This window comes from Gordonia sp. IEGM753, from assembly GCF_050321825.1.
Lineage (GTDB): Bacteria > Pseudomonadota > Gammaproteobacteria > Pseudomonadales > Pseudomonadaceae > Aquipseudomonas.
In genome coordinates, this window is the sequence record NZ_JBNQGB010000001.1 from 2023416 (window position 1) to 2046665 (window position 23250).

The window sequence follows — 23250 nt, forward strand, 5'->3', positions numbered from 1 at the left end:
AACAGGAACAACCCATGGCTACTGACGCACCCGAATCTGCACCCGCGCTCAAGGAAATTTTCAACGCCGAGCGCCTCAAGCACATCGCCGCCGAAATGACCGCGGTTTACCCCGGGTTCAATGCGCGTGCCTTCCTCAAAATGGCCAACGCCGGATTGGCCGATTTGTCGATCATGCAGCGCATGGCGCGGGTCAGTGAATGCCTGCACGCCACACTGCCGCTGAGTCATGAAGCGTCACTGGAGGTGCTGCGCGCCCTCGCCCCGCGCCTGAACAGCGGTTTTGTCAGCATCTCGTTGCCGCATTATGTGGCGACCTATGGCGGCGATGCCTTCGAACAATCGATGGACGCCCTCAAATACTTCACCGCGTTCGGCACCGCCGAGTTTGCGATTCGACATTTCTTGCGCGATGACCTGAAGCGCACGCTGGCGGTGATGCACGACTGGTCGCTGGACGAAAGCGAGCACGTTCGACGCCTGGCCAGCGAAGGCAGTAGGCCGCGTCTGCCATGGTCATTTCGTTTGCAGCAGATACAAGCTGATCCGACGTTGGCAGCGGCGATTCTCGACAACCTCAAAGCCGATGAAAGCCTTTATGTGCGCAAGTCGGTGGCCAACCACCTGAACGACATCACCAAGGACCATCCCGATTGGGTGCTGGACCTGATCGAGGGCTGGTCGCTGGACAACCGGCACACGGCGTGGATCGCCAAACAGGCCCTGCGCAGCCTGATCAAACAGGGCAATCGGCGAGCGTTGGCGATCATCGGTGCGGGCAGTAAGCCCGAAGTGCGGATCATTGATATAAAAGTTGAACCCGCGGTCATCGCGCTGGGGCAGAAAATCACCCTGTCCTTTACCGTGCAGTCCACCGTGGAGGACAGCCAGCGGCTGGTCATCGACTACGCGATCGACTATGTCAAAGCCAATGGCAGCACCTCGGCGAAAGTGTTCAAGCTCAAGGCCCTGACGCTGCCGGGTAACGCCATCGAAGTCGTCAGCCGTGGCCAGCAGATCAAGGAACTCACCACCCGCCGCCATTACGCGGGCAAACACGCGGTGCACGTCATGGTCAACGGCGAACGGCTGGCGAGCACGGCGTTCGAGATCACGCCGTAATCGCGTCAACGCCGCACAGCAACGCCTGCTCTCGCTCACACAGCTCTACCACGTAATCCCACAACACCCGTAGCCGCACTGATTTGTGCAGCTCGCGGCGAGTACTGATCCAGTAGCTGCGCTGAATGCTCTCTTGCGGCAACAGCGGCACCAGCTCTGGATCGGCGCCAGCCATGTAGCACGGCAGCACGGCAATCCCCAATCCTGCGCGCGCCGCCTGCTGCTGGGCAATCACACTGGTGCTGTGGAAAATCACCTGCGGGTTGCGGCAAAAGCTGTTGAGAAACATCAGCTCCTGACTGAACAGCAAATCGTCAACGTACCCAATCCACGCATGGCGGCCGAGGTCTTCGCGGCTTTGCAGGGGTGGCGCGCGGTCCAGATACGCCTGGCTGGCGTACAACGCCAGGCGATAGTCCGTGAGTTTGCGCGTGACCAGCATGTCGGCGGCCGGGCGTTCCAGATGAATACTGATCTCGGCCTCGCGGTTGAGGATGCTGACAAAACGCGGCACGGCCACCAGTTCCACTTCCAGCCCCGGGTAGCGCTCGAACAGTCCATTCATGCGGCTGGCGAGAAACATGATGCCCAGTCCTTCGGTCACGCCAACCCGGATCTTGCCCAGCGGCGCGGTGGATTGAGTGATCTCTTCCTGCGCCAGCAACGCGACGTTTTCCATCGCTTCGGCGTGCTTAAGCAGCGCTTCGCCGGCCGGCGTCAACTGATAACCCTGCGCATGCTGAACAAACAGGGCCGTGCCGAGACTTTTCTCGATGGCTTCGATGTGCCGGGCGACGGTAGCGTGAGTCGTGTTTAACCGGCGAGCCGCCGTGAGCAAGCGCCCGCTACGCTGCAACTCAAGAAAAAATCGCAAGTCATTCCAATCGAACATGAACCGTCCCTGACGTCTAAGCTGTTTAAAAACGCACAGCGGCTGCGCAAAAACTAACATTCTTTTGACGAAAGCTAACAACTAGGATGAACCCCAACAAGAACAATCAAGAAGAGGCCAGGGATGCACACTTCCCTAGATGAATTCGACTACATCGTGGTCGGCGCCGGGCCAGCAGGTTGTTTGCTGGCCAATCGACTGTCGGCCAACCCGCAACACCGGGTGCTGCTGCTCGAAGCGGGCGGCCGGGATAACTACGCATGGATCCACATCCCGGTCGGTTACCTGTTTTGCATCGGTAACCCGCGCACCGATTGGTGCTTTAAAACCCAAGCGCAACCTGGCCTGCAAGGGCGAACGCTTAGTTATCCGCGCGGCAAGGTGCTGGGCGGCTGTTCTTCGATCAACGGCATGATCTACATGCGCGGCCAAGCCCTGGACTACGACAGTTGGGCGGCTCAAGGCAATGCTGGCTGGAGCTGGGACGATGTATTGCCGTTGTTCAAGAAGAGCGAAAATCATTTTGCCGGCGATTCGCAGTTTCACGGGGCGACCGGCGAGTGGCGCATCGAACGCCAGCGGCTGTCGTGGCCCATTCTCGATGCGTTCCGCAGTGCGGCCGAACAAAGCGGCATCGCCAGCATCGACGACTTCAACCAGGGCGACAACGAAGGTTGCGGCTATTTTCAGGTCAATCAGAAAGCCGGGATTCGCTGGAATGCGGCCAAAGCGTTTCTCAAACCCATCCGCAACCGCCCCAACCTCACGGTATTGACCGAGGTTGAAGTCGACCGCGTAGTGCTCGAAAACGGCCGCGCCTGCGCCGTCATGGCGCGTTGGCAAGGCGAGGCGAAAACCTTCAAGGCGCGCCAGGAAATCGTCCTGTGCGCCGGTTCGGTCGGTTCCCCAACCATCCTGCAACGCTCGGGCATCGGCCCTCGCCCACTCCTGCAAAAACTCGGCATAGGCGTGGTCCACGAGTTACAGGGTGTCGGCGGCAACCTGCAGGATCACCTGCAATTGCGCCTCATCTATAAGCTGGAAAACGCACGCACCCTGAATCAAATTGCCGGCAGCGTCTGGGGCAAAATGAGCATGGGCCTGCGTTATCTGTATGACCGCAGCGGCCCACTGTCGATGGCACCAAGCCAACTCGGCGCGTTTGCTCGTTCGGGCCCGGAGCAAGCCTCGGCCAACCTCGAATATCACGTGCAGCCACTGTCGCTGGAGCGTTTTGGCGAACCGCTGCACGCCTTCCCTGCGTTCACCGCCTCAGTGTGCGATCTGCGCCCGCAAAGCCGTGGTCGAATAGAGATTAGTTCGGCAGACCCGCAACACCCGCCACTGATCCAGCCCAACTATTTAAGCCACCCGGAAGATTTGCGCGTCGCCGCCGATGCCATCCGTTTAACCCGTCGGATCGTTGCTGCGCCAGCCTTGCAAGCTTTCAAACCGGTGGAATACCTGCCAGGTGACAGCTTGCAAACCGAGGAGGAGTTGCACGAGGCGGCGGCGCGAATCGGCACCACCATTTTCCACCCGGTGGGCACGTGTCGCATGGGCCATGACGCGCAAGCAGTGGTCGATGCCGAGCTGCGGGTTCACGGCATTCAAGGCTTACGGGTTGCCGACGCCTCGATCATGCCGCGCATCACCTCGGGTAATACCTGTTCGCCTACGCTGATGATTGCCGAGAAGGCTGCGCAGTTGATCCTCAACCCGACCACAAGGAGCATCACCGCGCCAAGGGAACTGGCGACACACCCGTAAACAGCGGCGCCAGCCCACAAGGCAGGCGCCGACAGTGGAACAAAAAAAACAATCACTGTGAGGGCTATCCCTATGTCAGAACATGTTCAGCCACTGGAGTCGGTGGGTCATGCCGGCGTCGGCCATGACACGCGCAAAGTCATCTTCGCTTCGTCCCTGGGGACGGTGTTCGAGTGGTATGACTTTTTCCTCTACGGCGCGCTAGCAGCCGTCATCAGCAAACAGTTCTTCGCCGGAGTCAACGACACCACAGCCTTTATCTTTGCGCTGATGGCGTTTGCCGCCGGTTTCCTCGTCAGACCGTTTGGCGCACTGGTGTTCGGCCGATTGGGCGACATGATCGGGCGCAAATACACGTTCCTCGCAACGATCATCCTGATGGGCCTGGCGACGTTCTGCGTCGGCTTGCTGCCCACTTACGCCAGCATCGGCATTGCCGCGCCCATCATCCTGGTGGTACTGCGCATGCTTCAAGGGCTGGCACTGGGTGGCGAATACGGCGGCGCGGCGACTTACGTCGCCGAGCACGCCCCCATCGGCAAGCGTGGTTTCCACACTAGCTGGATTCAATCCACCGCGACGCTGGGCCTGCTGCTATCGCTGTTGGTGGTGCTCGGTTGCCGCTACTTCACCGGCGACCAGTTTGAAGTCTGGGGCTGGCGCATTCCGTTCCTGTTTTCGATTGTGCTGCTGGGCATCTCGACCTGGATCCGCCTGAGCCTGCATGAGTCGCCCGCGTTCGTAAAAATGAAAGAAGAAGGCAAGCTCTGCAAACAACCGATTCGCGATTCCTTCGGCAAGTGGGAAAACCTGAAAGTGGTGCTGATCGCGCTGTTCAGCATCAACGCGGGCCAGGCGGTGACTTTTTACGCGGCGCAGTTCTACGTGCTGTTCTTCCTCACGCAATTTCTGAGAATGGACCCGGCGCTCGCCAACAGCCTGTTGATCGTCAGCGTGATCATTGGCGCGCCATTTTTCATTTTCTTTGGCTGGCTGTCGGACAAGATCGGGCGCAAACCGGTGCTGATGGTCGGCCTGTTACTGGCGACGGTGCTGTACTTCCCGATTTTCAAAACCCTGGCGCACTACGCTAACCCGGCCATTGATCAGGCCAGCCGCCAGGCGCCGATTACGGTCATGGCCGACCCGGCGACCTGCACCTTCCAGTTCGACCCGGTGGGCAAGGCGAAATTTGACAGTCCGTGCGACAAGGTCAAAACCTTCCTGGTCAAACAAGGCCTGCCCTATTCCGACGTTAAACTGCCAGCGGGCAGCGGCGTGCAGGTCAGCGTGGGCGACGTGAAAATTGATGGTTATGACGAGTCCGCGCTGCGTGGCGCGGTCACGTTGGCCGGGTATCCCTCGCAAGCCGACACGCAGTCGATCAACAAACCGATGATCGTGGCAATGATCGTCGCGCTGATCATCATCTCGGCGATGTGCTACGGCCCCTTGGCAGCACTGATGGTTGAACTGTTCCCGACGCGCATCCGCTACACCTCGATGTCGCTGCCTTATCACATCGGCAACGGCTGGTTCGGCGGATTCCTGCCAACGGTGTCGTTTGCGTTGGTGGTGTACACCGGGGACATTTTCTATGGGCTTTGGTACCCGGTGGTGGTGACCGGCGTCAGCCTGGTGGTGGGAATGATCTGCTTGCGTGAAACCAAAAATGTAGATTTGAATACCAATTGATCGGCCGGCCTGCTGGCGAAGGCGATTCCACAATCGCTTTCGCCAGCGGGCACACCATCGCCTCAGTTAAAAACTGGCCTTCACCGAGACCATGACATTGCGCGGGTCGCCGTAGTAATTACCAAAACTCTCGGTCCCGATCGTTGTGTAGTAACGCTTGTCGAACAGGTTATTGCCATTCAGCGCCACCGACCAGGTGTCATCGATGCGGTAGCCGATACGGCCATTCCAGATGGCATAGCCCGCTTGGGCTATCTTCTCGCCACTGGCCGGCGACACTCGGAAGTTATCGCTTTGCGCGTTGACCCCCGCACCGATGCTGAACCGCTCCCACGCCCCGCTCAACGCGTAATCACCCCACATGCGCAGCACATGGCGTGGCACGTAACTGTTGAACGCCGCGCCGTTCAGGCCGGTGTCGATGTCGTCCAGGGTTTTGGTCTGGGTGTAGGTATACCCCGCCAGCAACTGCAAGCGCTCGATCACTTCCCCGCTGATTTCTGCCTCGAAACCCTGCGCGCGAACCTTGCCCGCGTTGACGTAGCAATAGCCGTCCGAGGATGGGCAGGACGAGTTGTAGTCTGTCTGCGCCTGATCTTTCTGGATCGTACGGAACAGGTTAAACGAGCTGTTCAGACGACCGTCGAACCACGCACCCTTGATGCCCAACTCGTAGCTCTCGCCTATCAGCGGCTTCAGCGCGGCACCGTCTTCAGACCGGAAATTGCCCTGCGGCGTGAAAATATCCGAGTAGCTGGCGTAGGCCGTGAGGTGCTGATCGAGGTCCAGCAACAGCCCGGCAAACGGTGTGACCTGCCCGGTTTCAGTGGTGCTGGAGTGCTCCGAGGTCCCCGAGTTGATGAACACCGAGTCGGTGTCGGAGGAATACCAACTCACTCGACCACCGACGACAAACGTCAACGGGTCGGCCAGTTTCAAACGCAGGGTCGAATACACGCCTTGCTGCTTGGTCACCGAATTCACCGGCCCCCCACGCGACGAATTGTCGATGAAGTAGCTGTCGTCCGGTTCCGGGATATGCCGGTTCGGGTTAAACACGTTTTGCTTCTGCGGCAGGAACGCCACCGAATAGAAGTCGTTCTTTTTCGAACGGCTGGTGTTGAAGCCAAGCACCAGTTCATGCTGCTGGCCAAACGCGCCGAACTTGCCATCGACATAAGCATCCAGGCCATAATCGACCTGATCGTAGTCGTACATGCTGCCCAGTACGCCGGTGGTATTGACGCCGGGTGTCACTGAGCCTGAGGCAAACGCGTATTTGATGTCCTGGGTATTTTTTGAGTAAACGCCCGCCACTTTCAACGCCCAGTCATCGTTGATCTGATGCTTCAGATCACTGAACACCGTGGTGCGCTGGCTGCGCCAGGTATTCCACGATGGGTCCAGGCAGGTCGAACGAGCAAGCTTCAGGTCGTCGCCATTGCGGTACCGAGGCAAGCCGCCCCAGCACGGATTGGCGTCAACGTCCTCGTAGGCAACCCCCAGCCCCAGAATGGTGTCGGGGCTGACATCAAAATCAAGGGCGCCGTAATACACCTGGTCTTTGCGACTGGCGTCGTCCACAAAGTAGTGTCGGGTTTGCTCGGCAACCACCGCACGCCCGCGCAGCGTGCCGGATTCATTCAACGGTCCGCCCGTATCGACCTGGCCGCGATAGTTGTCCCAGGAGCCACCCGACAGCGTGATGTCGGTCTGCGGTGTTGCCTGGCCACGTTTACGCACAAAGTTGACGCCGCCAGCGGTGCCGCCCGAGCCTTTCATCATTCCGGCCGCGCCGCGCAAAATCTCCACACGGTCGTAGTAAGCCATGTCACTGCTGAAACTGTCGGCCTGGACATAGCTGTTGCCCATGTCCAGTGGCACGCCGTCGTACTGATACTGGCCCGACATGCGAAAGCCCCGGGAATAGAAGTACTTGCCACCCATGGTCGAGTCGTAAACCGTGATGCCCGGGGTTTTCTCCATGACTTGATCGATGGTGTTCAGATTCTGGTCATCAAGCATTTTGCGGGTGATCACGGTGACCGATTGCGGCGTCTCCTTGAGCGAGTGTTCGCCCTTGCCGATCGTCACCGCACCCGTGGTGTACGAGCCGCTGTTTTCAGTCGTCGCACCCAGCACCTGGCCATTGATGTTGGTGGCCCCCAGCTCCAGCGCCGAGCCGGTCGCCGGTACCGGGCGCAGCACATAGGTGCCATTGGCTTGAGGTTCGGCTTGCAGGCCGCTGCCGCCAAGAATCCGCGCAAAACCCGCGGCCACACCGAACGAGCCCCTCAGCCCAGGCGATTTCAAGCCCTCGGTTTGCCGCGCATCAAACGAAATGGCCGCCCCCGCCGCGCTGGCAAATCGGCTGAGTACTTCGGTTAGGCTGCCGCCAGCGATGTCAAAGGTTTGCACCTGTGTTTGCTGGTGTGCCGATGCCGCGAGCGATACGGCTGGCCATACACCAGCGGTCGTAGCAGTGAACAATCCGATTTTCACCGCCATTGCCAGACGACCTGGCGTGTACATCCGAGACATGCTTACCCTCCCCCAAAACGATCAATAAAACTCACTGAGGGATGAGCCGAACGATGCGCATGAAAAGTGCAAAAAGGCGTAAAAATTTTTTATGCCGCGTGACCGCTATTGCGCATCAGCACCCGACACGTTGACCCAATAGCGGCTGTAACGGCTGATGCGCAGTGAAAAACCGCTTTCGAGGGCTGCCAGCGCCAGATCGGTGTCATCGACAGGGAATGCACCCGAGATTTTCAGGTTGGCAATGCGCGGATCGCAGCGCAATACGCCGCTGCGGTAACGCGAGAGATCGGCCAGCAACTCGGCCAACGGGCGATCAATGGCAATAATACTGCCCTGTTGCCAGGCACCCACAGACGCATCGTTACGCCGCAACGGGCCGGATGAATGCGCATTGAAATCCACACGCTGGCCAGCCTCCAGCCGCACCTGCGAACCGCTGCCGGACGACGTCACCTGCACTGCTTTTTCCAGCACCGCCACCTCACCGCCGTGATTCTGTGAGCGCACGATAAAACGCGTGCCCAACGCCAACACCTCGCCATGACGAGTCATGACCTTGAACGGTCGCTGTAACGGGTCAACGGCGGTGGTCACCAGAATTTCGCCCCACAACAATTCGAGCACTCGCTGCTTGCCGTCGAAGCGCAGGTTGACTGAAGTGTCGGTGTTCAACAGCAACGTACTGCCATCCGCAAGACGCACCTCACGGCGCTCCCCGACCGCCGTACGGACATCGGCAAACAGGTTTTGCCGCGTCTCGCTGCGCCACCCCAACCCACCCAGCGAACCGGCCGAAGCCAGCACCACCACGCTGCGCAACACCTGGCGTCGCGAACGCTGCGCACCGCGCAGTGCTGGCGATGCGAGCGCGCCCGGCACGCTGGCCATTTGCTCGCCGACGGCGGTCATGCGTTGCCAGGCGTGACGATGGGCAGGATCAGCAACCAGCCAGGCATTCCACGCAGCGTGATCGGCATCGGTGGCGACACCCGAGTGCAGCCTGGCGTACCACTGGGCAGCCAGGCTGATCGCTTTCAGTTCGACAGCTGAAAGGCTCATGCCAGTTCCAGTTGAATCTGCATCAGGCAGCAATGTTCCATGGCTTTGGCCATGTAATTGTTGACCGTACGCGAGCTGATATTCAGGCGTTCGGCTATCTGCGGGTAGGTCAGGCCTTCGAACTGCGAAAGAATGAACGCCAGCTTCACCTTCGGCCCCAGGCCTTGCAGCAAGCGGTCGATTTCCATCAGCGCCTGCAGCAAAATCGCTTGCTCTTCCAGCGAAGGTTGCTGGCATTGCGGCATCGTGGCCAGGGCTTCCAGATAGGATTGCTCCAGCGAACGTCGACGAAACAGATCGATCAGCAAGCCTTTGGCGATCATCGACAAGTACGGCCGAGGCTCGCGAATCTCCAGCGCATTGCGCGCCTTGATCACGCGAACGAAGGTGTCTTGCGCCAGGTCCGCCGCATCGAAAGCGTTGCCCAGGCGCTGGCGTAACCAGCCATTGAGCCAACGATGGTGTTCGCAATAAAGATCGTTGACGGCACTGCGCAGGGACAAATCATTGGCGGACATGACGATGGAATAATTCGCGACTGATAATGACTCGCATTGTCATGTTTGCAGCGGGTGATTGGCAATAGCCATGTTGGACCGCAAGTGCCGACATACCCCGTAGCGCCGCGCCTTGATTACTCCACGTTATTGAGCACTTCAAAGGTTACCTGGTCGGGATAAAACGCCACATATCCGCGAATCTGGTCCACCGACACTTTGGGATTTTCATAGCTCCAGACCGCATTGGTGGCTTCATGCCCTGGTACTTGCAGGCTGAAATAACTGGCGTCGCCCTTATAGGGGCAATAGCTGCTGTGGTCGGTGCGGGCAAAATACTGCTGATCGATGTCGTCACGCGGGACGTAGTACACCGGAGGATAATTGCCCTCCAGCAACACCAGCGCGCGTGAAGAAGCGGCCACCTGAATACCGTGAAACTTCACCAACAGACAGCCTGGCTGCTCTGCAATGGTGATCGTGTTGCCAGGACCCGGAATGTTCATGGAATTCGTTCCTCATGAAGCGAATGGAGGTGCTCGAGCACGTATCAGGTATAAACCATCTTCAGCGATCGCGACGGCTGCGCAGCCGAACGGAGCCTGCATTTATTAGCCGGCACTCAACCGTCCGTTGAGCGGCTGAGCGCCTCCCACTGATCAATCTCGCGGCCCATGCTCGCCAGCCGCTCGCGCACCCGTTGCAACGCATCGCTGCCCAGCAGCAAGTGCGCTGGCGGAGCGTCACAGTCAATCAGCGCCAGCATGGCCCGGGCTGCCTTCACCGGATCACCCAATTGCTTGCCACTCTTGGCTTGCCGCTCATTACGGATCGGGTCGAATGCGGCATCGTAATCGGCAATGCTGCGTTGCGAACGCCGCATCGAACGCCCCGCCCAATCGGTACGAAAAGAGCCGGGAGCAACCGCCGTCACCGCGATACCGAATGGTTGGAGCTCTTTGCTCAACGTGTCGGATATTCCCTCAAGGGCAAATTTGCTCGCGCAATAGTAGGCAATGCCCGGCATCGTGATGAAGCCGCCCATCGAGGTGATGTTGATGATATGGCCTGCCCGGCGCTGGCGAAAGAACGGCACAAATGCCTTGGTGACGGCCACCGCGCCGAACACATTGACCTCAAACTGCTGACGCATTTCGTCGAGAGCAGACTCTTCGAAAATACCTTCGTGGCCATAACCGGCGTTATTCACCAGAACATCCACCGGGCCGAGGGTGGCCTCAACCTCGGCGACAACAGGATCGATGGCGGCGAAGTCTGTGACATCCAGGCACCGCCCGAAGGCCCTCTGCGAGGCATGCCGCTCGAACTCGACGCGAGCGGCGTCATTGCGCACGGTGCCGATAACCCGATGGCCAGCAGCGAGCGCTTCATTGGCCAATGCCTTGCCGAAGCCGCTGCTGACGCCTGTGACGAAAAGGGTCTTTTTCGTGCTCATGTTCATCTCCACGTTCAGAGCTGCTGCCGCACAGCGCGGCAGTCAAGCTGAAGCCCATGGTAGGAGTACCGCCCTGACGCCTGAACGCCCATTAGTGTGGATGATTTGCCTATTCCTATCAGACGATTGATTTTTTAATCTGAGCAGAACACATTTGCTTCAGTGAACACTGGGGAGTACCGCGTGGTGAGTCAGTCAGCATTAGATCAAAACGATTGCCAGCAGCGGACAGTCTCGTTACTCAGCGTGCTGGCGCCGGACGAAGGCTACAACCTGACGCCGCTGGCGGACGTGCGATTGCTGCGGTGCAACCGGCCATTGCAACGCACGCCGGTGCTTTACGACCCGGGCATCGTCATCGTCTGCCAGGGGCGTAAAAGGGGCTATTGGGGAGAGACAACCTACCGCTATGACGCCCGGCACTATCTGGTGGTGACCGTACCGGTGCCCTTCACCATGGAAACCGATGCCACCGCCCAGGAGCCACTGCTGGCACTTTATCTGCACCTTGATTTCAACCTTGTCGCCGAGCTGATGCTGCAACTGGGCGATGAGCCCGTGGCCAAGGCGCAAGGTATGTTTGCCTCGCCCATGGAGCCGCGTTTAAGCGATTCGGTACTCAGATTGCTGGAGGCGCTGCATTCACCGCTGGACAGTCGAATACTCGGACCGGCCCTGGTGCGCGAGATCTATTACCGGATACTCACTGGCGCCCAGGGCGGATCGATGCGCGCGGCACTCAGCACCCACGGTCGCTTCGGCAGAATTTCCCGTGCGTTGCGAAAAATCCACGCCAATCTCGGCGAAAGGCTGGACGTGGATGACCTGGCAACAGAGGCCAACATGAGCGTGCCAAGCTTCCACGCCCACTTCAAAGCCGTCACCCACACCTCGCCAATGCAATACCTGAAAACCACACGTTTGCACCAGGCCCGGCTGCTGATGGCCCGCAACGGTTACTCCGTGACGATGGCTGCAAACCAGGTCGGTTACGAAAGTGGCTCGCAATTCAGCCGGGAGTTCAAAAGGCTGTTCGGCCTGACGCCGACCGATGAGGTCGCTCGCATGAAAGGCGCGTTCGCGTTGCCGCCGCCACTGGAGAACTCGGTGTTTGTGTCATCGCACTGAACGCAATTGATCGTCAGCAGACCGACGGCAAAAATGTCTGCACGCATCGTCTACGATCATTAGCATCGAAAAATCGCCGACATTGAGGGTTCGCAGATGCCCGCTACACAGTTTTCCCTCGACAAGAAGATCATCACCCTCGACGCACGCCCGGACCGACTGGACCTGCGCGACCGGATTTTTACCCCACGTGTGCAGTCGCTGCCACCCTCGTGGCCCGCCGAAAATGAAATCACCGCCGAGCTCTCGGGTTACCTGGCCAGAGACATGGTGCTGTATCAAGGCAACGAAGGCGCGTGCACCGGGTTTGGCCTGGCGGAGGTGGTCAACTATTTGTTGTGGCTGCGCGACCGGGCCTCGACCAAAACCAGTCCGCGTCAGCTCTATCATCTGGCCAAACTGTATGACGAATGGCCTGGCGAGGATTACACCGGCTCCAGTTGTCGCGGCGCGTTGAAAGGCTGGCACAAACACGGTGTTTGCGCACAGGAGCTGTGGCCGTACACCGTCCGTCGCGACGGGTCGGTGCCGGCGTTCGAAGCGCCGGCCGAGGGCTGGGCCATCGATGCGGTGACCCGCCCGCTCGGGGTGTATTACCGTGTCGAAAAAGACGATGTCACCGCCATGATGGCAGCGTTGTTTGAGGCCCGGGCCTTGTACGTTTCGGCCAATGTGCACCAAGGCTGGGCATTGATGCGCGCCAAAGGCAAAAAACAACCTGCGGTGCAATTCAAGAGCCTGTCGCAACTGCCCGTGATCAAATGGCCGGCAAAAGCCCAGGGCGGTCATGCCTTTGCCATTATCGGCTACACCCGCCAGGGCTTTATCGTTCAGAACTCCTGGTCAACCGACTGGGGGTTTTCGGGCTTCGCCATCCTCACGTTCGAAGACTGGCTGGCCAATGGCACCGACTGCTGGACGGTCGCCCTCGGCGTGCCCATCGAACACGGTGGGCTATCGCACAACTCGCGCCCGGCGCGCTCGCGGGCCGATATCCAGTCGCCGTTTCGCAGCGCTTTGTCCAGCGCCAACGCCAAGCGCGAAGGCTTCTCGTTGTTCAGCGCCAGCAACCGCGACACCGAGCGTAAAGGGCCTGCGCTGCTGACCAGTGATCAGGCGTATGGCCTGACCGTGGTCATGGAAAACAACGGCAGCATCGGCCCCCGACTGACTGATGTGGAAAACGTCCGGGCGGGGGTTAAACGAATCGTCTACGAAGCACCGCGCGCCTGGTACGACAATTTGCCCGCGACCAACAAACCCTCGGCCCTGCGCATTGCGGTGTACGCCCACGGCGGGCTCAACTCCGAAGAAGATTCGATCAAGCGGATTTGCGCGATGGCGCCCTACTTCCTCGAAAATGGCATCTACCCGCTGTTTGTAACCTGGCGCACCGGAGCCCTGGAAACCTTTGCCGATATCGTCCGCGACACCTTGCCCGGTTTGTTTCCCGAGGCTGGCGGCATCAGTGATGTGTTGAAGAACCTCAAGGATAAAGCCCTCGAAGGCATGGACCGCACGGTGGAGCTGGCGACCAAAAAACTCGGTGGCGACCAGTGGAGTCAGATGAAGCAGAACGCCGACGCGGCTTCGGTGGCGGGTTTCACGCCGCGTGGCCTGGTGGAAATGGCCGACAACCTGAAAAAACTGGTGGCCGACATGGGCCAGAAGAACGTCGAACTGCACCTGATCGGTCACTCGGCAGGCTCGTTGATCAATGGTCACCTGATTCAATTGCTCTGGGCGCGAGGTTTGTCCATCGAGACGTCGACCCTGATGGCGCCCGCCTGCACCTTGGACTTTGCCAATCAGACTTTTCGCAAAGTGATTGAAGGCGGTGGGCTCAAACGCGCCGATTTCCACATCCACATGATGTCCGACAGCCGTGAGCAAGATGACAACGTCATCAGCGTTTACCACAAGTCGTTGCTGTACCTCGTTTCCCGCGCCTACGAAGAATTGCAACGCATGCCGCTGCTGGGCATGGCCAAGGCCCTGGACAAAGACTTCCAGGATTTCAGCGACCCGGACCTGTCGGAATGGAACATCGCGGCGAAGAACATGACCGAACAGTGGAACCGGTTTTATTGGGGCACCAACGTTCCAAGCGGTTTTGCCGCCACCGGCCGTGGGCTGCCGGACGCACTCGCGGCCACCCTGCACATTTTCAATGACCCGAAGATGAACTACGGCGCGGGCACCAAGGCCGACACCTCGCACGGCGGCTTCGACAATGATGTGAACGTCATGACCTATTCGCTGCTGACTATCCTGCGGCGAACACCCGACGGGAAACTGGATCAGCCAGTGGTAAACCTCAATTACTGAGGGCGTAATGGATGGAAACGGCAAAGCTGTACATCCATACAGATAAAGATTGCCCCAGCGTTCATCAACGGCCATTCTGTGCGCCTCTCGCACACTTGATGAACGATGGTGGCTATGCGGCTGTACCTCTGTGAAAAACCCTCCCAGGCCAAAGACATTGCGGCCGTGCTCGGCGCCAAACGCCGGGGCGAAGGCTGCTGGCTGGGAACAGACGTGACGGTGACCTGGTGCATCGGGCACTTGCTGGAAACCGCGCCGCCGGATGCCTACGACGCACGCTACAAGCGCTGGGTGCTGGCCGATCTGCCGATCATTCCCGACAAATGGAAAATGACCGTCAAACCGCGCACGGCCAGCCAGTACAAAGCCGTTAAACGCCTGCTGGGCGAGGCCAATGAGCTGGTGATCGCGACGGACGCCGACCGTGAGGGCGAAATGATCGCGCGCGAATTGGTAGAGCATTGCCGTTATCGCGGACCTATCCAGCGCCTGTGGCTGTCCGCGCTGGACGACGCGTCTATCCGCAAGGCTCTGGCGTCGCTCAAGCCTGGGGCCGAAACGTTCAGCCTCTATCATTCGGCATTGGGCCGCTCACGGGCCGATTGGCTGATCGGGATGAACATGAGTCGCTTGTTCACGCTTCTCGGGCGCCAATCCGGTTATCAAGGCGTGTTGCCGGTGGGTCGGGTGCAAACACCCACGCTGCGGCTGGTGGTGGATCGAGACCGCAGCATTGCCGATTTTGTCCCGATCGCTTATTGGGCAATCGATGTGCAATTGCTGCACGAAGGCACTGCATTCATGGCGCAGTGGCGGGCGGCCTCCGAGGTCTGCGATGATCAGGATCGTTGCCTGAACCCAGCGCTGGCACAACAGGCTGCGGCGGCCATTGGCAATGCCACGAGCGCCAGGGTGGTCAAGCTGCGTACCGAGCGCATGCGCGAAGTGGCGCCCCTGCCCTTCGATCTCGGCACCCTGCAAGAAGTCTGCTCGAAGAAACTCGGGCTCGGCGCCCAGGAAACACTAGACATCGCCCAAGCCTTGTACGAAACCCACAAAGTCATCACCTACCCGCGCAGTGACTGCGGTTACCTGCCCGTCAGCCAACACAGTGAAGCTTCGAGCATTCTCGCCGCGCTACGACAGGCCGATCCGGCGCTTGAGGCTCTGCAGGGCTACCTTGAGCCGCAGCGCCGTTCCCGGGCCTGGAACGACGCCAAGGTCAGCGCTCACCACGGCATCATCCCCACCGCCGCGGCAAAAAACCTCGAGCGGCTGGCGGGCAAACAGCGGGCGGTCTACACGCTGATTCGCGCGCGCTATCTGGCGCAGTTCCTGCCCAATCATGAATACGACAGAACCCAGGCCGATTTTGATTGTGCCGGCGAAGCGCTGCGGGCGGTCGGCAAGCAAATTGTCGAACCCGGCTGGAAACGCGCGTTACCCGAAGCACTCGCCCCGGCCAAGGGGCGCGAAGCACCGGCACCGCAAACGTTGCCGACGCTCGCCGAAGGACGTGATTGCGCAGTGGCGGACGTAAAGCTCAAGGACATGTGGACCCAACCGCCCAAGCCGTTCACCGAAGGCGACTTGATCAAAGCCATGAAAAATGTGGCCAAACTGGTCGAAGACCCGTTGCTCAAGCAGAAGCTCAAGGACACCACCGGCATTGGCACCGAAGCCACCCGCGCATCGATTATTCAGGGTCTACTCGACCGTGGTTACCTGATCAAGAACGGTAAGGCACTGGCCGCGACCCCGGCCGCTTTCAGCCTGATCGATGCGGTGCCCCGGGCGATTGCCGATCCCGGAACCACCGCGATCTGGGAGCAAGCGCTGGACATGGTGCAAAGCGGCGACATGAGCCTGGAAGAGTTCGTCACCAAGCAAGCCGCGTGGATGAGCAAGCAAGTCGCGCGTTGCGCCGGCCTCAGCCTGACCATCAATGGACCGGCGAGCCCTGCTGCACGTGCCGCCACGCCTTGGAAAAACAAGCGCAAACCGGCCAAACGCAAACCGGCGACCGGTGCCAAACGTGCGGCAAAACCTGCGGGCAAAGCCTGACGGCACTTCAAACCGCGTGTGATGGTCTAGTGTTCTTCAAGCCCAACGACAGCCCCACCCAACGAGAAGGCAACGACCATGATTATCGTGCATCACTTGAACAACTCCCGTTCGCAGCGGATTCTTTGGCTGCTTGAAGAACTGGCCATCCCTTACGAGCTGAAACTGTATCAACGCGACCCCAAAACCAACCTCGCGCCACCCGAACTGAAAGCGATCAATGCGCTGGGTAAATCACCGGTTATCGAAGACGGCGCGCAAAAGCTGATCGAATCTGGCGCGATCATCGATTACCTGATTCGCCGTCATGACGACGGTCGCCTGCAACCGGATCCAGCCACTGCCGCCTACGACGAATACGTGCAGTGGCTGCATTTTGCCGAAGGCTCGGCGATGTTGCCGCTGATGCTGAACCTGTACGTAGGCCGGCTGGGCGAAGCCGGAGCACCACTGCACCCACGGATCAATTCGGAAGTCGCTAATTACCTGGGTTACCTCGACGCGGCACTGAGCCAATCCGATTATCTGCTGGGTAATGAATTCAGCGCAGCCGATATCCAGATGAGCTTTATTGGCGAGATCGCCAGGGCCCAGGGCAAACTCGGCAACTATCCTCATCTGGCAGCCTGGGTTGAACGGTTCCAGAAACGTCCTGCTTATGTCGCCGCACTCAAAAAAGGTGGAAAGTACGACTTCGCCCCGCACTGATAAGCCCTGATTCCGGCTGGAGCCACTCCGCATGCCGTTAATAGAACTGCACGCCGCTCAGCGAGATGAATTGCAGACGATCGAAAACCTGATGCAGTTCTACCTGTACGACTTCAGCGAGTGGCTCCCGCTGAAGTTCGCTGACCACGGCTTCTACAGCAATCAAATAGAAACGGCGTACTGGCGCAACCCTGCGACACGGCCATTTTTGATCAAGGTCGACGACGAAATAGCCGGTTTCGTGACCGTTGATGACAACACACACATCGATGGCGCCGAGCACAACATTGGCTACATGTTTGTCGGCCGACGCTGGCGTGGCCGAGGTGTCGCGAAGTTTGTCGTGTCTACCCTCTTGAGCCAGATCCCTGGGCAATGGCAAATTTTTCATATCGACGCGAACCAGCCAGCGCGGCTGTTCTGGGCCAATGCGATGGCTCAACTCGAAGGCGTCGAATACACCCTGCATCAACAGTCGGTCGACGGCTACCCCTCCACCTTTTACCGCTTCCAATCCCTCGCCCGCTAATTCCAAACAGCTTTGTCGGACAATATGTAGTGCTTGAAAATATTCACTACAAAACCGTTGACGACTCCGTTTTGCCCTTGCATGATGCAGACATCTCCCCGATCGGGAGTACAGCAACATGTTTGAGCAAGCTCGTCTGACCGCCGAGCTGTTTTTTCCGGATACACCCTGCCCACAAGGCAGATTGAAGAAGCTGACCTGGCCCGAACGTCCAGTACAAGGACGAGAAGCGCTGGCGATCAATCCTCATGACGCTTGTGGCCGACCCTCAAAGTCGGCAATGGCCTCCAGGTTTTCGCTGCTTCTCTTCGTTGTGACGCTATTGCGTAGCAGTTATTCAATACGACTACATGCAACAGACGCGGGACCTCGCCACTTTTGGCGGCTGAACGCTGACGTCCTGGTTTCGGTGCCAGGGATCAACTAACCGATGGGCTACTTGTATTAGCGAATCAACTTTGAAAGATCACCAAATGGTCAAGGGGCATATTATGAATCTGAACAATCAACCCACTATCGATGAACTGGCTCGTATGTTCGCGGCGCAAAAAGACAGCCTGGACAGCCATATTTTGTGGATCAGCAAATCGGGCCAGGTTCATATCGACTGCCTGTCGCCTCACGCTCACGAAGCGGAGTTCGACAAGAATAACCAGCACTTGCTCGCCAGGCTGAAAATGTACCGTCGCGGCCAAGGCTACGTCGGCAAAAAAGCGGCAGCCGATAGGGATTTCATCGGCAATGTCCTGCAAACGCTGAAGCAGGCGTGGGCATCAATGCAGAATCAGAACGAAGTTCGGGTGATCGACCGCTTCTGCTGATAGTTGAACTCCAATAAAAAGGCCCCGCTCAAATTATCGAGCGGGGCCTTTTTTTATCGTGCGATTTAATAAAACCTACACACTGTTAGCGTTTAACACTCAGGTCGATTTGCGTCATGCGGCTACGGATGGTGAATACACCGTCGCCTGAAAGAATCGCACTACGGGCAAACAACCGCCCGTTCTCCCAGTTCGATAGACCCAACTCCGGTTTATTCAGTGCGTATTGTCCGTCGACCCAGCGGGTGATTCCGTTGCCGACAAAAGGAGCGTTGACGGCCTTGTAGAAACGCTCGTGCGCCGCGGCATCTTCACTGATCAACGACACGGTGAATTGCGGGCTATAGCGATTGAACAAGGCGATGGCGCAGTCCAGATCATCGACGATCTTCAGACTGACCTCCGGGGTTTCTTCCCACTCCCACTCTCGACCCAACTGAGCTTCAGGCAACGGCTCGGCCAGCGCTTCGGTTTGATAGCCATCGGCGCGATACACCTCGACGCTCGCCGTTTGCCAATCAGCCGGCAAATACTGCTCGCTGCCCTCGACGATGTGCAGCTTGCAACCCTGTCCGCGAGCCTTGCCGGCGTGTTGCAGCGCATCGAGGAACAACGGCAACAGCTCAGCAACACGGTCGCGCTGGATAAGGCAAACATTAAGGGTGTTGCAGACTTTACGGTCCAGCGAATTTCGCACCACGGCGGCGAAACGCGTGGCGTCAGCGTCTCGATCAGCGATTAACCAGGCGCCGCCAGTGCCATGCAAGCTGACGGCGGTGCCAGCCTGCTGCGCAATGCTGCCCAACTGGCTCACGGCGCGGCCCGACCCTCGGGCGACGGCGAGTGACAATCGGCGGTCAGCAAACATCGCCCAACCGGCGGCGTGATTGATGCTGTTCACCAGTGATACAGCACCGGCCGGCAGCCCGGCATCGGCCAGTGCCGGGTTCAGGGCATGAGTAACGATGGCTTGAGCCGTGCCCAATGCATCGCTGCCAATGCGCAACACAGCGGTATTACCGGTGCGTAAAACACCAGCGGCATCAGCGAACACATTCGGCCGACCTTCGAATACAAACGCGACAATGCCCAGTGGCGCCACGACTTGCTCGACTTTCCAGCCGTCGTGCTCAACGCAACTGACCACTTTACCGCGTGTGGCCGATGCATCGCGCCACGCCCGAAGGCCCGCGATCATGTCACCGCGCATGCGTTCATCAGCCAGTAATCGGGTGGTGGAGCGTCCACGGGCCTTGGCTCGTTCAATATCTGCCTGATTGGCGGCAGCAATCAGCGCCCAGCAATCTGGGGCTTCCAGGCGCTGTGCGAAACGATCAAAAAATTCGCTGATCGCTGAATCCGGCACACTTGCCATCGCCGCAAACGCTGCTTCAGCTTGCTCAATCGCAGTCGCTGCCGCTTGCTGGTCAGCCACCGGGATCAGCAATAACTCGCCACTGACCTGTTCCACCAACACATGGTCACCGGGCTGGAAGCGCGCCGCCAGTTCGGGGCTGACCACAGTGACGCGATTACCAGCGAAAGGGATTGGCGTGCCAGCGACTAGACGTTCGAGCGCAAGAGACATGAAGCGGTTTCACCATGCAATGGGCGGCCGGAAAATGTATAGGAAAAGCCCTCAGGCGTCACGTACCGGCCACGCCACTACAAGGGCGAAAACACACGCCTGGTGGAGGCAGCAGCGCCCGGCAGACTGAACTTTTCTTAGGTTGCAACCCTCACTGAAATGTTAACGTGGCAAGCTTCAACCCCTACCTCACTTGCGAAGACAGGAGCCACCATGAGCGTAACCACCCAATGGATCGAGATTGACAGCCCGGACGGTAAATTCGGCGCTTACCTGGCGATTCCTCACACCAGGAAAGGCCCGGGGATCGTGTTGATCCAGGAGATTTTCGGCGTCAACGAACACATCCGCTCGGTTGTCGAGCAATACGCCGCCGACGGTTATCTGGTGATCGCGCCGGACCTGTTCTGGCGCAGCGGCGCGCGTATCGAACTGTCCTACGACGAGGCCGGCTGGAAACGTGCGGTCGAGCTGATGAATGCCACTGACGTCGCCAAGGCCCAAGACGACATCCGGCTGGCCATCGAGGCACTCAAAGACCAGCCAGGCCTGGATGGCGGTATTGCCTCCATCGGTTACTGCTTTGGCGGCATGCTCTCGTACAACACCGCGGCCAACGGCCTGGTGGATGTGGCTGTTGCCTACTACGGCGGCGGAATCCAGAACCAACTGGACCGTGCCGATGAAATCGACGTGCCGCTGTTGATGCACTTCGGCGAAGAGGACAGCCACATTTCACTGGATGCCGTGGAGAAAATCGCCGAGCGTTTCGAGAACAACGACAACGTCGAAATCGTCGTCTACCCAGAAGCCCAACACGGCTTCAACTGCTCGCACCGCGACAGCTACAACCAGCGCGCCGCAGCCGAAGCACATGGCAATACCCTGATCTTTTTGGGTCAGGAGCTGTAAACACTGCCCGCGCCTGGGTTGCCGGCAATGGCGTTTTCGAAAACGCCTTCGCCGGCAAGCCTCCCTTCCAAAAATCGTTCAGAGCTGATTTGCCAGCGCCATGTTGACGAACCGGCTATCGAATCTCAGCTTGATGTTGTGCGTGTCGCCCAGCGTCGAACCGTCGGCAAACTGCATGCCCACCGCGTCCGCGCTGGTCGCTGCCTGACCCAGCAACCCTTTGGCAAACGAGAACGTGCGCACCTTGTCCATGGTGTGACGAATAGCCTCTGAGTTAGCGAATTCAAACGCGGTCCCCGGCGTGTAGAACAGCATGGTCTGGGTGAGTTGTTCCTCGTAGCCTTTTAGATCCGTGCCCGAACGCTCCGCCATTGAGGTGCGTGCAGCCCTCGCTTGCGCGCTGTCACCGGACATCAACTGCAGGGTTTCGAACCAGGCGCCGACCAATGCCTTGCCAAACGCCGGGTTGGCATTCAACGTCTCGGTATTGACCGCCATCATGTCGATGATTTCGCCGGGGATCTCCTTCGACGTAAAAACCTGTACCGCCGTCGGCGACTGCTTCATGACCATGCTCAATTGCGGGTTCCACAACGCGGCAGCGGTGACGCCCGGCGTGGTAAACGAGGCCACTGCATCGGCGTCGGAGGTGTTCATGATCTTGATGTCTCGCTGGCTCAGGCCATGAATATCCAGGGCCCGTGACATCAGGTAATCCGACACCGACAACTCCACCAGATTGACCTGCTGGCCCTTGATGTCAGCGAAGGTCTTGCCGTTTTTCAGCACGATCGCATCGTTGCCATTGGAATAATCGCCAAGGATCAATCCCGTGGTATCCACACCATTCGCGCTGGGGATGGTCAAGGCATCCATGTTGGTCATGCCACAGGCATCGAACGCACCGGCAGCGTATTGGTTGATTGATTCGATGTAGTCATTCAGTTGCACCAGTTCGATCTTGATCCCGTACTTCTTGGCCCATTTGTCGATGATCCCGTGTTCACTGGCATAACCCCACGGCATCCACCCGGAGTAGATCGACCAGGCGACTTTGAACGTCTGCTTTTTCTCGGCAGCGTTTGCGCCAGAGACGAGACAGGACAACACCAGCAACACGGCTGCACAACGATAAATCACGCACGAGAATGCCTTCATGAAAACCTCACGGAGTCTGAAATGGGGTGACGCGTAAATGTCAGAAAAGTGCTTGGGTATAGCGGCTCAGGGTTGGGGACTCACGTGCGTACCACTGCGCGGCACTGTCGGTGAAACCAGTGGATTGCGCGTAGCTGACCGTGGGTTCAAGCGTATCGATCACAAACAATCGCTCGCGGGCAATACCGTCGATCACCAGCGACTGGACCACGTGCTTGCCATCCGCCAGGCATTCAAAACCGTCCAGTGGGATCAGGGGCTGACCGATACGCGCCGGCGCGGTCGACAGATGCACGTTGAAACCTTGATTCAGAGAACCGCTGGCGACCGAGGTTTCGAAATTGAATGCTCGCTTCAGCCACGTCGAATCCTGCGCGTTGCGCGCAACCAGATCGCGCATCGGCGTCTCGCTCACAAGCGGATCAGCACGACCCAACACCAGCGCCGCATGATCACCGCAGACAATCAGCCCACCACCGCGGTGGTGCACAACGCCACTGTCCAGCGCCTTGTCTTCCAGCAACCGCAGGCCAATCAACGGTCCGGCGGCCGACGACTGCAACCGCCAGTCTTCAACATAAGCGCCACTGGGGGCGAACTCGATCATGCAGTTGCCGATACGTTGCACAACACCGGGTTCTGGCCAGCGGTTGTGCACCTGAAAAGAGGTATCGGTGTGCCAGCTCAACACGCCGCCCTCCCATGAACACAAGGCTTGCCAACCCTCATAATTGGCCAGCACCTGCAATTCTTCAGCGCTGTATAGCCCCAGCGGTTTGGCGGACACCTGTTGGGCCTCCAGCGGCAGGCGCAAATCGATGGTGAAATGTCGACTTTGAAACCAGCAGACGTGGGTTTGCACATCGGTCAGGCCATCGGCGAAGCTGATCGAGTGCCGCTTGTAGTAGCCGAGCATCCAGTCCGGAACGCCGTGCGCCGGTTGCTGCGGGTACTCAGCAAGTAGATCACGAAGGTGCATG

The 23250-nt window shown here is 58.8% G+C and carries 19 protein-coding genes; 10 read left to right on the plus strand and 9 right to left on the minus strand.

What is annotated here, in order from left to right:
• Positions 1-14: 14 nt before the first annotated feature.
• Positions 15-1121, plus strand: coding sequence for a DNA alkylation repair protein (locus ACQR3R_RS09080; RefSeq protein ID WP_428271715.1), 1107 nt, complete (start codon positions 15-17; stop codon positions 1119-1121).
• Here ACQR3R_RS09080 and ACQR3R_RS09085 read toward each other — a convergent pair.
• Positions 1111-2013 carry a LysR substrate-binding domain-containing protein gene (locus tag ACQR3R_RS09085; protein ID WP_428271716.1) on the minus strand — a complete coding sequence of 301 codons (903 nt, stop codon included), beginning with the start codon at positions 2011-2013 and terminating at the stop codon, positions 1111-1113. The genes ACQR3R_RS09080 and ACQR3R_RS09085 overlap by 11 nt on opposite strands.
• 123 nt (positions 2014-2136) lie before the next feature.
• On the opposite strand from ACQR3R_RS09085, the gene ACQR3R_RS09090 reads away from it, so the two are divergent.
• Positions 2137-3783 (plus strand): GMC family oxidoreductase N-terminal domain-containing protein, encoded by a 1647-nt coding sequence (locus ACQR3R_RS09090; protein WP_428271717.1) that lies wholly within the window; start codon positions 2137-2139, stop codon positions 3781-3783.
• 72 nt (positions 3784-3855) lie between these two features.
• Complete coding sequence (locus ACQR3R_RS09095) at positions 3856-5478, plus strand: MFS transporter (RefSeq protein WP_428271719.1); 1623 nt, start codon at positions 3856-3858, stop codon at positions 5476-5478.
• Between the two features lie 66 nt (positions 5479-5544).
• Here ACQR3R_RS09095 and ACQR3R_RS09100 read toward each other — a convergent pair whose 3' ends face one another.
• From ACQR3R_RS09100 to ACQR3R_RS09120, 5 genes are all read right to left on the minus strand, one after another.
• Entirely contained in the window at positions 5545-8019 is a 2475-nt protein-coding gene (locus tag ACQR3R_RS09100) for a TonB-dependent siderophore receptor (RefSeq protein WP_428271720.1), read from the minus strand.
• Positions 8020-8124: 105 nt separating this feature from the next.
• Complete coding sequence (locus tag ACQR3R_RS09105) at positions 8125-9081, minus strand: FecR domain-containing protein (protein WP_428271721.1); 957 nt, start codon at positions 9079-9081, stop codon at positions 8125-8127.
• A complete protein-coding gene (locus ACQR3R_RS09110) occupies positions 9078-9599 on the minus strand; it encodes a sigma-70 family RNA polymerase sigma factor (RefSeq protein ID WP_428271722.1) in 522 nt (173 codons plus the stop codon). Before ACQR3R_RS09110 ends, ACQR3R_RS09105 begins: the two co-directional genes overlap by 4 nt.
• A gap of 116 nt (positions 9600-9715) precedes the next feature.
• The gene (locus ACQR3R_RS09115; protein WP_428271723.1) at positions 9716-10084 is read right to left on the minus strand and encodes a DUF427 domain-containing protein; all 369 of its coding nucleotides are present in this window, start codon (positions 10082-10084) and stop codon (positions 9716-9718) included.
• A gap of 116 nt (positions 10085-10200) precedes the next feature.
• Positions 10201-11034, minus strand: a complete 834-nt coding sequence (locus ACQR3R_RS09120; protein ID WP_428271724.1) for an oxidoreductase — start codon at positions 11032-11034, stop codon at positions 10201-10203.
• A 186-nt stretch (positions 11035-11220) separates the two neighbouring features.
• Here ACQR3R_RS09120 and ACQR3R_RS09125 point away from each other — a divergent pair, with 186 nt between their 5' ends.
• From ACQR3R_RS09125 to ACQR3R_RS09150, 6 genes are all read left to right on the plus strand, one after another.
• A complete protein-coding gene (locus ACQR3R_RS09125; protein ID WP_428271725.1) occupies positions 11221-12162 on the plus strand; it encodes an AraC family transcriptional regulator N-terminal domain-containing protein in 942 nt (313 codons plus the stop codon).
• 96 nt (positions 12163-12258) lie between these two features.
• Positions 12259-14490, plus strand: a complete 2232-nt coding sequence (locus tag ACQR3R_RS09130; protein WP_428271726.1) for a C1 family peptidase — start codon at positions 12259-12261, stop codon at positions 14488-14490.
• Positions 14491-14604: 114 nt separating this feature from the next.
• Positions 14605-16554 carry a DNA topoisomerase 3 gene (locus ACQR3R_RS09135; RefSeq protein WP_428271727.1) on the plus strand — a complete coding sequence of 650 codons (1950 nt, stop codon included), beginning with the start codon at positions 14605-14607 and terminating at the stop codon, positions 16552-16554.
• A 78-nt stretch (positions 16555-16632) separates the two neighbouring features.
• On the plus strand, positions 16633-17262 hold the full coding sequence (locus tag ACQR3R_RS09140; protein ID WP_428271728.1) for a glutathione S-transferase N-terminal domain-containing protein: 630 nt from the start codon (positions 16633-16635) through the stop codon (positions 17260-17262).
• A 31-nt stretch (positions 17263-17293) separates the two neighbouring features.
• A complete protein-coding gene (locus ACQR3R_RS09145) occupies positions 17294-17791 on the plus strand; it encodes a GNAT family N-acetyltransferase (protein ID WP_428271729.1) in 498 nt (165 codons plus the stop codon).
• 491 nt (positions 17792-18282) lie between these two features.
• The gene (locus ACQR3R_RS09150; protein ID WP_428271730.1) at positions 18283-18612 is read left to right on the plus strand and encodes a hypothetical protein; all 330 of its coding nucleotides are present in this window, start codon (positions 18283-18285) and stop codon (positions 18610-18612) included.
• 85 nt (positions 18613-18697) lie between these two features.
• On the opposite strand, the gene ACQR3R_RS09155 is transcribed toward ACQR3R_RS09150, so the two are convergent.
• The gene (locus tag ACQR3R_RS09155; protein WP_428271731.1) at positions 18698-20200 is read right to left on the minus strand and encodes an aldehyde dehydrogenase family protein; all 1503 of its coding nucleotides are present in this window, start codon (positions 20198-20200) and stop codon (positions 18698-18700) included.
• A gap of 213 nt (positions 20201-20413) precedes the next feature.
• On the opposite strand from ACQR3R_RS09155, the gene ACQR3R_RS09160 reads away from it, so the two are divergent.
• Positions 20414-21112, plus strand: a complete 699-nt coding sequence (locus tag ACQR3R_RS09160) for a dienelactone hydrolase family protein (RefSeq protein ID WP_428271732.1) — start codon at positions 20414-20416, stop codon at positions 21110-21112.
• Between the two features lie 78 nt (positions 21113-21190).
• Here ACQR3R_RS09160 and ACQR3R_RS09165 read toward each other — a convergent pair whose 3' ends face one another.
• A complete protein-coding gene (locus tag ACQR3R_RS09165; protein WP_428271733.1) occupies positions 21191-22270 on the minus strand; it encodes a putative urea ABC transporter substrate-binding protein in 1080 nt (359 codons plus the stop codon).
• Between the two features lie 40 nt (positions 22271-22310).
• On the minus strand, positions 22311-23249 hold the full coding sequence (locus ACQR3R_RS09170) for a hypothetical protein (protein ID WP_428271734.1): 939 nt from the start codon (positions 23247-23249) through the stop codon (positions 22311-22313).
• Position 23250 lies beyond the last annotated feature (1 nt).

Bases quoted from the DNA above. Each gene is read 5' to 3' on its own strand.
- ACQR3R_RS09080 (WP_428271715.1), top strand. From the start codon at position 15: ATGGCTACTGACGCACCCGAATCTGCACCCGCGCTCAAGGAAATTTTC.
- ACQR3R_RS09085 (WP_428271716.1), bottom strand. From the start codon at position 2,013: ATGTTCGATTGGAATGACTTGCGATTTTTTCTTGAGTTGCAGCGTAGC.
- ACQR3R_RS09090 (WP_428271717.1), top strand. From the start codon at position 2,137: ATGCACACTTCCCTAGATGAATTCGACTACATCGTGGTCGGCGCCGGG.
- ACQR3R_RS09095 (WP_428271719.1), top strand. From the start codon at position 3,856: ATGTCAGAACATGTTCAGCCACTGGAGTCGGTGGGTCATGCCGGCGTC.
- ACQR3R_RS09100 (WP_428271720.1), bottom strand. From the start codon at position 8,019: ATGTCTCGGATGTACACGCCAGGTCGTCTGGCAATGGCGGTGAAAATC.
- ACQR3R_RS09105 (WP_428271721.1), bottom strand. From the start codon at position 9,081: ATGAGCCTTTCAGCTGTCGAACTGAAAGCGATCAGCCTGGCTGCCCAG.
- ACQR3R_RS09110 (WP_428271722.1), bottom strand. From the start codon at position 9,599: ATGTCCGCCAATGATTTGTCCCTGCGCAGTGCCGTCAACGATCTTTAT.
- ACQR3R_RS09115 (WP_428271723.1), bottom strand. From the start codon at position 10,084: ATGAACATTCCGGGTCCTGGCAACACGATCACCATTGCAGAGCAGCCA.
- ACQR3R_RS09120 (WP_428271724.1), bottom strand. From the start codon at position 11,034: ATGAGCACGAAAAAGACCCTTTTCGTCACAGGCGTCAGCAGCGGCTTC.
- ACQR3R_RS09130 (WP_428271726.1), top strand. From the start codon at position 12,259: ATGCCCGCTACACAGTTTTCCCTCGACAAGAAGATCATCACCCTCGAC.
- ACQR3R_RS09135 (WP_428271727.1), top strand. From the start codon at position 14,605: ATGCGGCTGTACCTCTGTGAAAAACCCTCCCAGGCCAAAGACATTGCG.
- ACQR3R_RS09140 (WP_428271728.1), top strand. From the start codon at position 16,633: ATGATTATCGTGCATCACTTGAACAACTCCCGTTCGCAGCGGATTCTT.
- ACQR3R_RS09145 (WP_428271729.1), top strand. From the start codon at position 17,294: ATGCCGTTAATAGAACTGCACGCCGCTCAGCGAGATGAATTGCAGACG.
- ACQR3R_RS09150 (WP_428271730.1), top strand. From the start codon at position 18,283: ATGAATCTGAACAATCAACCCACTATCGATGAACTGGCTCGTATGTTC.
- ACQR3R_RS09155 (WP_428271731.1), bottom strand. From the start codon at position 20,200: ATGTCTCTTGCGCTCGAACGTCTAGTCGCTGGCACGCCAATCCCTTTC.
- ACQR3R_RS09160 (WP_428271732.1), top strand. From the start codon at position 20,414: ATGAGCGTAACCACCCAATGGATCGAGATTGACAGCCCGGACGGTAAA.
- ACQR3R_RS09165 (WP_428271733.1), bottom strand. From the start codon at position 22,270: ATGAAGGCATTCTCGTGCGTGATTTATCGTTGTGCAGCCGTGTTGCTG.
- ACQR3R_RS09170 (WP_428271734.1), bottom strand. From the start codon at position 23,249: ATGCACCTTCGTGATCTACTTGCTGAGTACCCGCAGCAACCGGCGCAC.